The following is an 11,986-nucleotide window of genomic DNA, read 5'->3' as shown; positions in this document are numbered from 1 at the left end:
GCTGCGGGCCGTGCATCGGATTGCTGCCCTCGGGCCATTGCGCGCGCTCCAGCAGGAAGTCGCGGTCGGCCGCCACGGGCGTGCCGGGGCCCACCCGTGCCACGGCCTGCGCCAGGATGAGGTCCAGGCGCCGCGCCGTGTTGCCCCAGAGGATCTTCGGGGCCACCCGCGTCAGTTCGGTCAGCCGGGCAAACAGCGGCGCCAGGTGTTGCCAGAGCAGGGCCGCATAGCGCTCGGCCGTGCCGGTGCCCCGCATGGGGGTGCCCGCGGCGACGATGTGAAAGCTCTGCACGGTGCCGTGCGCGTCCAGCCGCAGCCAGATGTCCTGCGCGCCGGCGGGGAAGGCGTGCTGCAGCACGCTGGCCGCCGCCACCATCGGCGGCAGAAGCCGGTCCAGGTAATCCAGTGTCCACACGGAGGCCACGGCCCGCAGGTCGTGCAGGCCTGCGCCTCGGTGCCGGGCCTGGCGGTGCAGCACATCGCCCAGGCCACCGTGCGTGCCCAGCAGCGCGGCCAGGTGCAAGGCGTCAGGCGGCGCCGCCGCGTCGCACTGCAGGCCGTCGCCGTGCGCCGCCAGCGTGCCGGGGAACAGGGGTTGCAGCATCGGCATCACGGTGGGCATAAGACGAAGACGCGGCAGCCCCCGCGTTGTTCACGGGGCGGGCTTTGGCCCCGGGATCTCGGCACAGTGCAGCAACAGGGGCATGAACATTTGCGACGGGCCATCGTCTCGGGAATGGGTGGCGCGCAAGCGCCGCCGCAGGCCACCCTGGGCCGCGCTGTGCGTGGGACGGGCGCTTGTGGTCGTCCATTCCACTCCAGCCGGGCCGCGGGGCGTTGCACGCCACCGGGGCGGAAAGATCCTTCGCATGACATCTCCCAATGGCCCCAGTGGCAACGCCGCCGAAATCAGGCGCCTGCTCCAGCCCTTTCTTCCGTGGATCGCGCTGTCCGCCATCACCGGCATCGGTGCCGGCGCGGCCACCGTCGCGCTGCTGGCCACCATCAACCGGGTGCTCAACACGCCGGGCGGGCTGGCCGGCGGACTGCTCATGGTCTTCATCTGCCTGTGCCTGGGCGCCCTGGCCGGCCGGGTGGTGTCCGACATGTCCAGCAACTTCGTGGGCCAGCGTCTGGTGGCGCAGGTGCGCAAGGGGCTGGCCCAGAAAATCCTCGCGGCGCCCATCGATGCGCTGGAGCACTACCGCACCCACCGGCTCATGCCCGTGCTCTCGCAGGACGTGGACATGATCAGCGACGTGGTGTTCGCGCTCTCGGCCACCCTCATCGCGGTGGCCATCGCGCTGGGCTGCCTGATCTACCTGGCCGTGCTGTCGCTGCCGTTGTTCGGCGTGCTCATCGTGGCGCTGGCCATCGGCGCCACCATCCAGGTGGTGGCGCAGTCGCGGGGTGTGGCGGGCTTCTGGAAGGCGCGCGAGTACGAAGAGCAACTGCACAAGGCCTATCGCGGCATCAGCGAAGGCGCCAAGGAACTGCGCATGCACCGCGCGCGCCGTGCCCGCATGTTCAGCGGGCAGATCGAGCGCGTGGTGGACAGCATCCGCACCGTCAACGGCCGCGCCATCAACACCTACGTGATCGCCACGGCGTTCGGCTCGGCGCTGTTCTTCCTGCTGATCGCGCTCATCCTCGGCTGGGCCGCGCTGCGCGCGCCCGAGCCGGCCGTGCTCAGCGGGTTCGTGCTGGTGCTGCTGTTCCTGAAGGGACCCATGGACCAGATCGCCTCGGCGCTGCCCGGCGTGGGCCGGGCCAAGGTGGCCTTCCAGCGCATCGCGGACCTGTCGGCCCGCTTCGCCAGCCCCGAGCCGCACCTGCCGCTGCACGCGCAGCAGCGCGAGGCCCGCCTGGACGACGCCATCGAACTGCGCGACGTACGCTACGCCTTCGATGCACCGCAGGGCGGCGAGCCCTTCGTGCTCGGCCCCATCGACCTGCGCCTGCGCAAGGGCGAGCTCGTGTTCGTGGTGGGTGACAACGGCTCCGGCAAGACCACCCTCATCAAACTGCTGCTGGGGCTGTACGCACCGCAAAGCGGCACCATCGTGCTGGACGGCGAGCCCGTCGTGCCCGAGACGCGCGACGACTACCGCCAGCTGTTCACCACCGTGTTCTCGGACTTCTACCTGTTCGAAGACCTGCTGGGCGGCGAGTCGGTGGGCTCCACGGAACAGGCCCAGAAGTACCTGGAGCGCCTGGAGATCGCCCACAAGGTGTCGGTGAAGGACGGCGTGTTCACCACTACCGACCTCTCCACCGGTCAGCGCAAGCGGCTGGCGCTGGTGCATGCCTACCTGGAGGGGCGCCCGGTGCTGGTGTTCGACGAATGGGCGGCCGACCAGGACCCCACCTTCCGCCACCTCTTCTATACCGAGCTGCTGCCCGAACTGCGCGCCAAGGGGCACCTGCTGGTCGTCATCTCCCACGACGACCGCTATTTCCACCTGGCCGACCGCGTGGTGACCATGCAGGCGGGCCGCGTGGCGCAGGACCGCGTGGCCCCCGCCACGGCGGGGCAGGGTGGCGGGCACGGCGGGCCGCCGCCTGCATCGCCGCAGACGGTGCCGCACGGCCCTGGGGTGCCACCGGCCCAGGCCACGAGGGAGGAAGCCCGGGAAGACCTGACGCCAGCGTGATCCCCGGCGCTGTGCGCGCCGTGTGCGGCAGGCACTGCAAACCCTGGTGGGGCGGAATTTTGCTCCTTTTTTTGTAGCGGTATGCCCTAGTGAAATATGCCGTGAAAGCCAATTTGTCTTGAATCATTCGCAGACTGCCACCGCCCGCATACACTGATCCCCTCCGGTCTCCGGGACCCTCAGGGAATCGCCATGCGCCCTTGCACGCTCCGTGTTCTATCTTCCTTGCCAGCGGTGCTGGGGCTGGCGTTTGCGACCTTCGCGCACGCGCAGCCGCCCGCCGCCACGGTCTGGACCAATTCGATCGGCATGCCCTTCGTGCGCATCCCGGCCGGCCGCTTTCGCATGGGCAGCGACGAATCCCCCGAGGCCCTGGCGGCGTCCTACCCGCTCATGGAGCGCCAGCGCTTCACCCTGCTGGCGGACGAGGCGCCCGTGCACACCGTGCGCATCCGCCGCGCGTTCTACCTGGGCCAGACCGAGGTGACCGTGGGCCAGTTCCGCCGCTTCATCGAGGCATCGGGCTACCGCGCCGAATCCGAGGCCGACGGCACGGGTGGCTATGGCTACAACCCCCGCTACGACCCGACCAGCACCGCGCGCGGCGATGCCTTCGAAGGGCGCGACCGGCGCTACTCCTGGCGCAACCCCGGCTTTGCGCAGGGCGACGACCATCCCGTGGTCAACATCACCTGGCACGACGCGCACGCGCTGGCGGCATGGCTCAGCAGCACCGAAGGCCACCGCTACCGCCTGCCGACCGAAGCCGAGTGGGAATACGCCTGCCGCGCCGGCACGCGCACCCGCTATCCGCACGGCGACGATCCTGAAGGCCTGGTGCGCCACGCCAACACGTTCGACCAGGACGCCGTGCCCTACTGGCCCCGCTGGCAGGCCCAGGCGCTCCAAGGCCACGACGGCCATGCCTTCACCGCGCCGGTGGCCAGCTACCCCGCCAACGCCTTCGGCCTGCACGACATGGTGGGCAATGCGTGGGAATGGGTTTCGGACTGGCACGGCGACACTGCCTATGCCGAGTCGGCGCGCGACGATCCGCAGGGCCCTGCGCAGGGCGACGTGCGCGTGCGCCGCGGCGGCTCCTGGCACACCTGGCCGCTGTATGCGCGCTGTTCGTACCGCAACTGGAACAGCCCGGACACGCGCTACACGCTGGTGGGTGTGCGGCTGCTGCGGGAGATTGACGGTACGGACGCGTTGCGAAAAAAGACCGTGCCGCCTGCTGCGCGCTGAGGGCCATGGCGGCCCCGGGCCGTGCGCCGCTTGAATGGAGGGCCATCCGCAGCGCGGCGACTGTCGGGCAGCGTGGCTTCACGCTGCCATGCCTTCAGTCCGCGGGTGCGGGCTCCTGCACGGATTGAAGAATCGCCAACAGCGGATCGTTCGGATCGGGCCGATGGGTTTCCGGCCGGGCCGGGTCCCAATCCGGGTTGTTGCGGTTGAGCCATGCGCCGACCACGATGTCGCGCGCCAGCGCCCTGCGCTCCTCGGCCAAGGCTTCCAGGGCCTCCTGCGTGGGAGGAGACTCCGACGACGCATCGGGCGCGGGCTCGGATTCATACAGCTGCTGTTCCACGTTGGCCACGGCCTGCTCGAAATCGCGCAGCACATAGTGCGCCAGCAGGGCCCGTTCGTCGAACGGGGGCGGCGGTGCATCGCCAGCGGTTTCAAGAAGCGATGCGTCAGAGGTCACAGGGGTTTCGGCGAGGTATTCGGTGGTCATGGCAGGTATTGCGAGATGAGGTGGCCGAGGCGGCGATCAGGTTCGTTGTGAGCAATCGACCGGCATCACCAGCTGGACTGGTATCGCTGGTATTGGTTTGACATGCGGTAAGGGTCGAAATGCGCCATGTCGTGCTTGAACACCGATGCCGCATGCGCGAGTGACTGGTAGGTGTGCGCCGCCGCATGGAACGGGTAGGCCGCCTGGTTGAGCGCGGTTTGCACCCTGTGCTCGGCCCGATAGACGGCCGACTGCACCGCTTGGTCGATGCGATGCCCCATGTTCTGGATCTTGTGTTCCGCCCGGTGCAGCGCGTTGTCCATGCGGTGCAGGCCGGAGTGGACCGCGTATTCCGCACGGTTCACGGCCGACTGGATGGCCTGATCCGCCCGGTACATGGCGTGGTCCACCCTCTGGGCGGCGGAGTGCGCGACCTGTCCCACCTTGTACCGTGCCGCATTCACGCCATGGGCCACGGCCGCACCTGCGAGCAGCGCGCCGCCCACGCCCACCATGGCCACCTGGGACGCCTGGTGCAGGGCTGCGTTGCCATACCGCTTGGCCTGATGGGCCAGCCGGCGCGGATCGAACCGTTCCATCGTCGATGCCAGGGAGGACGCCGCCTGGCGCGCCCCTTGCGACATGCCATGGGCCGTTTCCCCGAAAAACGCACGGGCATGGCCTGCCGCCTGGGAATAGGCCGCCTGCGCGCGTTGCCGATGGTCGGCCTGTGCCAGGCGATGTTCCCCCGCCAGTTGCGGATAGCTGAAGTTCGGACGAGACGCGGCATGGGACTCGGCGCGGAACGCCGAATAGCCGTTCTTGAGCTTCTGCACGTCGTTCTGCATGCCCTGCGATGCCTGGTGCACGGCCCCGTGGGCGTGCATCGCGGCGTTGGAAAACGCCTGCATCATCGGCGAGCGCCCGCGCGGGGCCATGCCACCGTTTTGCGACGGGTTCTCGCGGCCCTGCAGCCCGTTGAAACCGCTCGAGGACTTGCTTTTGCCGGTCGGGGTGCCGGGTGTGGCGGAAGGTGCCGGTTCGGTCGAAGCGCCTGCTGAACCCATGGCGGTCCGCAGCTTGTTGAAGCTGAATATCGATGTCATTTACCGTATCCCATGCAAAAAGAAGGGGCGACTGCAACCGGACGGCCGGCTTCATGTCGTGGCTGAAGGGGATGGTGCCGCCTGGCTGGCCACGCCGCCTGAAGCGGTCCGAACCGATCGGCGTGCAAGCGAAGGCCGTGCAGGCCCCGCGGACTTTGGCCCGCCGACACCCCGCCACCCGTGGGAACACCGTTTGCTAAAGCATCGGCATGTCCACGCAAGACGACGAAGACCCCATCCAGCGTGCGCGCCGGCTTCGATCGGCCGCGGTGGCGCTGCGGCAATCCCTGCACCAGGCGGCCGAGCGCCTGCATCTTGCGCGCACGGCCCTGGCCGAGCAACGCCAACGCGTGGCTCCCGACCGGGTGGAAGGCCCGCGCGCCGCGCGGTTACCACACGACCCGACACGGGGCGGGTTCCGCTGAGGCCGGCAGGTCAGGCACGGGCCAACGCCACCGTTCCTTTCTTTTTCGCGCATTCCTTCGCGCCCCTGCCGGGGCCTGCCTGCGCCCCGTGACCGGGCGCACGGCGCGTGGCGCTGCCCTTGCCGTAAAACTTGCCGTCAAACACGCCTCCTGTGCGCCGCACGCTGCCCCGGCGTGGCGTCTGACGCGGCCCGGCCCAAGCCCTCCATAGAGTGGCCGCTCATCCATTCACTGTCTCGAAGGAATGTCCCATGAGCGACGAAAAGCACGGCGAGCCCAATCCCATCGTCAACGCACTGTCCAACACCATCGCCGCGATCCGCGCCGACGATGACCAGCTCGAACTGGCCAAGGCCCACGAGGCCCTGCACCCCAAGGCCATCGAGAAACTCAGCGTGCAGGAAGCCCGCAGCCAGCCCACCGTGGCGGATGCCGTGAAACACCTGCTGACCCAGCAAGGCCGCGCCACCGACCCCACCGCGCTGGTGCCCGGCGTGCGCGCCACGCCCCTGTCCATCGACACCGACCACGGCCCACTGCAGGCCACTGTCTATGCACCGGAAGATGCCACCGGCCAGGGCGCCGAGCTGCCCGTGGTGCTGTTCTTCCACGGCGGCGGCTGGGTCATCGCCGACAAGGAGGTCTATGACGGCGGTGCCCGGGGCCTGGCCAAGCAGGCGCACGCCATCGTCTTGTCGGTGGACTACCGCCAGGCACCGGAGCACAAGTTCCCCGCCGCCTGGGACGACGCCCTGGCCAGCTACCGCTGGCTCACCCAGTTCGCCTCCCGCATCGGGGGCGACGCCCGCCGCCTGGCCCTGGCCGGCGAGAGCGCCGGCGGTAACCTGGCCCTGGCCACCGCCATTGCCGCCAGGGACGCCGGCCTGCCGCCGCCCCGGCACGTGCTGAGCGTGTACCCCGTGGCGCAGACCAGCCTCAACACCGAGTCGTACCTCGAAAACGCCATCGCCAAGCCATTGAACCGCGCGATGGTGAAGTGGTTCGTTGACCATCTGGTGCGCACGGAGGACGACTTGGCCGACCCGCGCCTGTCCCTCGTCGACGCCGATTTGCGTGGGCTGCCGCCCGTGACCATCATCAATGCCCGCCTGGACCCGCTGCGCAGCGACGGAGCGAAGCTGGAAGACGCCCTGCAAAAGGCCGGCACGCCGGTGGAGCGCCGGGAATACGAAGGCGTCGCGCACGAGTTCTTCGGTGCGGCCGCGGTGCTGGAGAAGGCGCGGCTGGCGCAGGCCTACGCGGGGGAGCGTTTGCGGGAGTCGCTTGCGATCTAGGCTGCGTTCGTCATTGCCGGTAGCGCCTGACGCAGCGCACTGAAAGCGCTATGCGATCCGATGCTTTTGCATCGGTCGCTTCGGTCACTAGCGCTTTGGGCAGGCGTTGGGAAATGTCTGCACGGCCTCCGTCGGAGGAATGCCGAAGTCCTCCTTCGGCAAGCGTTTGAATGCCGGCCAGTCAGACGCTTTCAGCGTGGTTGGGCCCTGCGTACAAACTGCGTCGATGTGCGAGGGGTTGGTATGGCAATCGACTGTCGAGAAGATGCAGCGCTCTCCCGCTGCAATCCTTAGCGCGGGTATGTCGCGCTCGGCAATCAGCATGTAGCTGTTGTCCTGATTGGTTTTCAACAGTGATGAAGGATGTGAGCCTTGAACCAAATACAACAACCCCGGTATTGCCACCGTGATGGCCGCCAGAGCGGCCAATGCGGAGTACGGATTTTTACCGCGCTTGGTGCGCTGCCTCTTCCACGCGTATCCCATCAAAAGGAATGCGACGAAGGCCCCAGCAACCCAGGAAACCAGCGTCGAACCATTGCATCCGCCATCGCAATCGCCGGCCTGGAAAGTGCGGATGAAAAAGTAGCCGCCGACCAAACAGGACACCACGCCAGCGACCAACAGCGAGAGAAAAAAGGTGATGGATTGACGGTGCTTCATGCAAACGGCCAGAAGACAACGGATCTGGAGTTTTCAAGATCGGAATAGAGCGATGGGAGACGCCCGATGCCGAGGGTGAAACGGGTGAAGTTCTGCCAGGACGGCGTGAGTCGATCCATGTTCCAAAGATCAATGTGATCGCCTGTGGGTGACCTTTCTCCGTCCCGGAGCCAGTAGTCCTTGAAAAACACGATTCCTCTGCGGGCGGCAAGATTCTTGGAAAAGCCTTTACCACCAAATTGCATGGCAGTCGGGCAGTTGATGAAGGGCTTGGACTGCAGCCAATCGGCCAACTCCTGTGCCCTGAGTACCATCCCATTTCCCCGAGCCCCAAATTCGCATCGCGGGCCCTTGAATCCTTTGAAACTTACCCCTGATTTTTCAAGCGCCATCCCCACTCGGATTGCGCACTGGTTGTCGTAGGCCTTTTTACGCGTGACGGGGTTAACGCAAGGGTCGGTGCTGGGATAGTTGCTCCAAAGAGCATCGAAGTTAATGGTGACCTTTTCCGGCTCTTTTTTGGGGTCTGTCATTGCTAAATCGCTCCCTGACGCGCGTTGATCACGCTATGAAAATTTCTTCTTTGGCCGAATTTTAAGATTAAGGCGATCAAAAAATCACATGCGAGGCCCCCGTTTTTTCCGCCAAGTTCGCCCGCGCTGGCGCGTATGTCAGCGGAGGCATCTGGTGAATCGCTAGGCAGTAGAGGCCATCCTGGACAGCGTCGTGAATGTCCTGCGGCCACTCAAGCAAAAGCTGTCAGAGCGGCGGGCTCGGATGGACACCATGGAGGATGAGCCGTGGATGGCCCAAGAGCGGGAGAGCGCGCGCGACAAGCTGCTGGCCGAGGTTGTTCCTGCGGCCATCGTGCACGGCTTACTCAGCGAGGCGCAGGCGATGCATGAGGCCCAAACGGACTGCGCCGCGCGCATGGTCGGCGAAGCGCCGAAAGTGCAAGTCCACTGATGAGAGCCACTTTGAAAACCGTGAGGCAGTCGGCCCGCACGCTGGGACTTCGCTTCTATGCGGTGACCAGCGCCGGCCGTGACACATTCATCGTGAGCCGAGGTCGACAAGCGCTACACCGCACTGACGACTTGGAGGAGTCGCGGCGCTGGTTGATAGCATGGGGCAGCCATGTGGCGCGGTAGGGTGAAGACGGCACGCGCTGATCGGCGCAACCAGACAGCCAGGGGGGCGGGCGGCCCAAGGAACGGGTAGCTTCACGGAAACCGACCTGTTCCTCTCGCGCAGCTAAACGTCCAGAAAAAAGGTGAAAAGCTAACGGCAGACCTCGTCATCACCCCCGTCTGATTGGCCCCGCCTGGTTTGACCAGCGGGGCTTTTGCTATAACGGTGTGCGAAAAATCGAGAGGGAACCATGCTTAACGAAGTGAGTTGCTGGTATGTTGATTGGAATGCGATCGGCACATGGGTGGGCGGTCTAGGAAGCATTCTTGCAGCTGCGGTCGCCGTTGGCCTCGCCATGAAAGAGACAAGAAGGAGGCGTGATTTCGCCCGCTATCTGTTAACTCGCGATGTGGTGCGCCTAAGCGAATTGGCTGCGCTGTTGCGACAAAGCGCAAATGCCATGAATAACTTTTCATCGACGTCTGGAGACGACGAGGATGCGGAGATTCTTCGCGATATAGGCGATAAGGGTTTGCAGTCTCTGACTGCGATGCCCAACAAGCTGGAGCTGTTTGGGAGAAGTGATCGCTTGTACGATCTTGGTGATACGTCTACTGGATTCGAAAAGCTAAACGCCGCAGTAAATGTGTTTTTTGGGTTGGATGAGCTGCTGAACTGGACTTTCAAATATCACGATGAGGGCTCGGTCGCCGAAGAAATTAACAAAGCCTGCGCTGTGCTCGAAAAATCTCTTGCTCCTTATTTGGCAGAGTCTGCAGCTTAATGCCCATCGCATCTGATAATTTCAGAGCAAAAAAATACTATTGTTTTAAGGAGTGCGGGAATGAGTCTACAGAACATGCTGACTGATGAGTCGTGGGTCGAGAACGCTCAGGGATTGAGGGCTGGACCCTTCAAAACAAGATTCGGGGGATCGGAACTTACCTTTTTTGATCCTTCATTTGATGCGGCCGAAGGAGATAACATCATTCAAAAATTGCCCAATGGCAAAGAGAGACGGTTTGAAGTGCTAAGCACGCAATATCGGACTGGGTTGGGGCCTATTCCTGCGAGTTGGGTTGTGGGAGTGCAGATGGGGGTGGCGCCAGCAAAAACTCCGCCTCAATCGGTAAGCTACAACATCAGCGGACACAATGTCCAAGTGGGCAACCACAACGCCCAGCACATTACATCGACGTTTCAGGCGCTAATCGCGGATATCGACCGAGCGCCCTTTTCTGACGAGCAGAAGGCGGAAGCCAAATCGCGACTGCGTTTGTTTTTAGAAAGCCCCGTGACTGCTGCGGTCCTCGGAGGTCTGGCCCAAGGGGTAATTGGCACCCTAGGTTAGGTAGCCCTCCAGCCATCGCGAGAGTTGTGATTACGGATTTTTGCAGCCGTGGTGTCACGCTCTCGCCTCTCCTCCTCAGCAGCCTTATCCGCTGACGCCTGTGAATTCGAGTCCGTAGGTAACTGCAACGGAACAACGAATCTGAGGCGGCTCGTCGATTCGTTCGTCAAGGAGGCTTGACATCCCTCCTGCTGACTGCCGACGGAACTGACACTCAATTTCTCGACACCGTCTGATGCCGAATGAGCGTTCACGATAAGTGCGACGTCAAATTCGACCGCATGGACAGGCTTCTGATCACCTCGACTCGTGCCTATGTGCGATGACGATGATGAAGTGGCGTAAGAGGGGCTAACAGCTCCCCCCAAAGCCGCAACCTGCGAAGAAGCCTCCACTACACCCCCTACGATCTGGACCAGCGACTGGGCAACGAATGACTTCAATTCCATACAGCCTCCCATTGATGGGTAAAACAAAAAAGCGCCCTGAAAGGCGCTTGTTTGCTGGTGTGCTGGCGGAGACTGTGAGATTCGAACTCACGGACGGTTGCCCGTCGGCAGTTTTCAAGACTGCTGGTTTAAACCGCTCACCCAAGTCTCCGCAAACTGGCGCGTATTCTAGCCGGCCTCCACACCCCGCCCCCGCGCGTCAGGCCGCCTGCAGCAGGCCTTTCTTTTCGATGAAGGCCACCACCTCGTCCAGCCCCTGCAGGGTTTTCAGATTGGTCATCACGAACGGCTTGGTGCCGCGCATGCGCGTGGTGTCGGCGGCCATCACGTCCAGGTTGGCGCCTACGTGCGGGGCCAGGTCGGTCTTGTTGATGACGAACAGGTCGCTCTTGGTGATGCCGGGGCCGCCCTTGCGGGGGATCTTCTCGCCCGCGGCCACGTCGATCACGTAGAGCGTGAGGTCGCTCAGCTCGGGGCTGAACGTGGCGGCCAGGTTGTCACCGCCGCTTTCGATGAAGACCACGTCGGCGTTCGGAAACTGCGCCAGCATGCGGTCGATGGCCTCCAGGTTGATGGAGGCGTCTTCGCGGATGGCGGTGTGGGGGCAGCCGCCGGTTTCCACGCCCAGGATGCGTTCCGCGGGCAGGGCGCCGCTCACCGTGAGCAGGCGCTGGTCTTCCTTGGTGTAGATGTCGTTGGTGATGGCGATCAGGTCGTGCTTGTCGCGCATGGCCTTGCACAGCATTTCCAGCAAGGTGGTCTTGCCCGAGCCGACCGGGCCGCCGATGCCCACGCGCAGCGGGGGCAGGGGCTTGGTGCGGTGGGGGATGTGGTGCAGTGCGGTGGTGCTGGTGGTGGTGTTCATGATCGGAAGAGGCGGGAGTATTGGGTTTCATGCTGCGCCGACAGGATGGCGAGCATTGGCGAGAAGGCCTGGCGGTCCGCGTCGCCGGTGTGCAGCGCGGCGTCGGTGGCGGCCGGAATGGCGGCGGCCAGCCGGGCCAGGATGCGCTGGCCGGCGCTCTGGCCCAGGGGCACGGCCTTGAGCGCGGCCTGCACCATGTTCTCGGCCCAGCCGAAGGTGTAGGCCAGCAGCACGTCGCGCGCGCCGGCTTCGGTGCCGGCGGCGGCCAGGGCGAAGGCGACAGGGGTAGGTGGGGGTGGGCGGCAG

The 11,986-nt window shown here is 64.9% G+C and carries 14 protein-coding genes and 1 tRNA gene; 7 read left to right on the top strand and 8 right to left on the bottom strand.

All coding sequences use genetic code 11. From position 1 onward, the window contains the following. Nucleotides 1-604, bottom strand: a 604-nt coding sequence (gene fhuF / locus AC27KI_RS12810) for a siderophore-iron reductase FhuF (RefSeq protein WP_487114114.1), incomplete at its 3' end; no start/stop codon positions are given. A gap of 265 nt (nucleotides 605-869) precedes the next feature. Between fhuF and AC27KI_RS12805 the strand changes: the two genes are divergently transcribed. Both AC27KI_RS12805 and AC27KI_RS12800 read left to right on the top strand, forming a co-directional pair. Then, nucleotides 870-2,654: a cyclic peptide export ABC transporter gene (locus AC27KI_RS12805; RefSeq protein ID WP_487114112.1), complete on the top strand. Its 1,785-nt coding sequence runs from the start codon at nucleotides 870-872 to the stop codon at nucleotides 2,652-2,654. A 192-nt stretch (nucleotides 2,655-2,846) separates the two neighbouring features. Then, nucleotides 2,847-3,905 carry a formylglycine-generating enzyme family protein gene (locus tag AC27KI_RS12800; protein WP_487114110.1) on the top strand — a complete coding sequence of 353 codons (1,059 nt, stop codon included), beginning with the start codon at nucleotides 2,847-2,849 and terminating at the stop codon, nucleotides 3,903-3,905. A 94-nt stretch (nucleotides 3,906-3,999) separates the two neighbouring features. On the opposite strand, the gene AC27KI_RS12795 is transcribed toward AC27KI_RS12800, so the two are convergent. Next, entirely contained in the window at nucleotides 4,000-4,395 is a 396-nt protein-coding gene (locus AC27KI_RS12795; protein ID WP_487114108.1) for a hypothetical protein, read from the bottom strand. A gap of 65 nt (nucleotides 4,396-4,460) precedes the next feature. Further along, entirely contained in the window at nucleotides 4,461-5,501 is a 1,041-nt protein-coding gene (locus AC27KI_RS12790) for a hypothetical protein (protein WP_487114106.1), read from the bottom strand. A gap of 209 nt (nucleotides 5,502-5,710) precedes the next feature. Between AC27KI_RS12790 and AC27KI_RS12785 the strand changes: the two genes are divergently transcribed. Beyond that, entirely contained in the window at nucleotides 5,711-5,926 is a 216-nt protein-coding gene (locus AC27KI_RS12785) for a hypothetical protein (RefSeq protein ID WP_284429166.1), read from the top strand. Nucleotides 5,927-6,177: 251 nt separating this feature from the next. Continuing rightward, entirely contained in the window at nucleotides 6,178-7,221 is a 1,044-nt protein-coding gene (locus tag AC27KI_RS12780) for an alpha/beta hydrolase (protein ID WP_487114104.1), read from the top strand. Between the two features lie 87 nt (nucleotides 7,222-7,308). Here the strand turns inward: AC27KI_RS12780 and AC27KI_RS12775 are convergent, their stop codons facing one another. Together AC27KI_RS12775 and AC27KI_RS12770 are read right to left on the bottom strand one after the other, a co-directional pair. Further along, nucleotides 7,309-7,884: a hypothetical protein gene (locus AC27KI_RS12775; RefSeq protein WP_487114102.1), complete on the bottom strand. Its 576-nt coding sequence runs from the start codon at nucleotides 7,882-7,884 to the stop codon at nucleotides 7,309-7,311. Then, on the bottom strand, nucleotides 7,881-8,417 hold the full coding sequence (locus AC27KI_RS12770) for a type VI secretion system amidase effector protein Tae4 (RefSeq protein ID WP_487114100.1): 537 nt from the start codon (nucleotides 8,415-8,417) through the stop codon (nucleotides 7,881-7,883). The genes AC27KI_RS12775 and AC27KI_RS12770 overlap by 4 nt, the downstream gene beginning before the upstream one ends. Before the next feature lie 193 nt (nucleotides 8,418-8,610). Here AC27KI_RS12770 and AC27KI_RS12765 point away from each other — a divergent pair, with 193 nt between their 5' ends. The 3 genes from AC27KI_RS12765 (at nucleotide 8,611) to AC27KI_RS12755 (ending at nucleotide 10,366) form a co-directional block, all read left to right on the top strand. Next, entirely contained in the window at nucleotides 8,611-8,850 is a 240-nt protein-coding gene (locus AC27KI_RS12765; protein ID WP_487114098.1) for a hypothetical protein, read from the top strand. 415 nt (nucleotides 8,851-9,265) lie between these two features. Continuing rightward, on the top strand, nucleotides 9,266-9,799 hold the full coding sequence (locus tag AC27KI_RS12760; RefSeq protein ID WP_487114096.1) for a hypothetical protein: 534 nt from the start codon (nucleotides 9,266-9,268) through the stop codon (nucleotides 9,797-9,799). 60 nt (nucleotides 9,800-9,859) lie between these two features. Beyond that, entirely contained in the window at nucleotides 9,860-10,366 is a 507-nt protein-coding gene (locus AC27KI_RS12755; RefSeq protein ID WP_487114094.1) for a hypothetical protein, read from the top strand. A gap of 512 nt (nucleotides 10,367-10,878) precedes the next feature. Here AC27KI_RS12755 and AC27KI_RS12750 read toward each other — a convergent pair. From AC27KI_RS12750 to AC27KI_RS12740, 3 genes are all read right to left on the bottom strand, one after another. Continuing rightward, nucleotides 10,879-10,966 (bottom strand) — tRNA-Ser (locus AC27KI_RS12750). A gap of 48 nt (nucleotides 10,967-11,014) precedes the next feature. Next, nucleotides 11,015-11,680, bottom strand: coding sequence for an urease accessory protein UreG (gene ureG, locus AC27KI_RS12745; protein WP_284402368.1), 666 nt, complete (start codon nucleotides 11,678-11,680; stop codon nucleotides 11,015-11,017). Continuing rightward, the coding region (locus AC27KI_RS12740) for an urease accessory protein UreF (protein WP_487114092.1) at nucleotides 11,677-11,986 on the bottom strand (310 nt) is incomplete at its 5' end. The genes AC27KI_RS12740 and ureG, both read right to left, overlap by 4 nt.

It is taken from the genome of Acidovorax sp. KPB24-03 (assembly GCF_057546605.1).
This window is presented reverse-complemented; position numbering and strand designations above follow the sequence as displayed.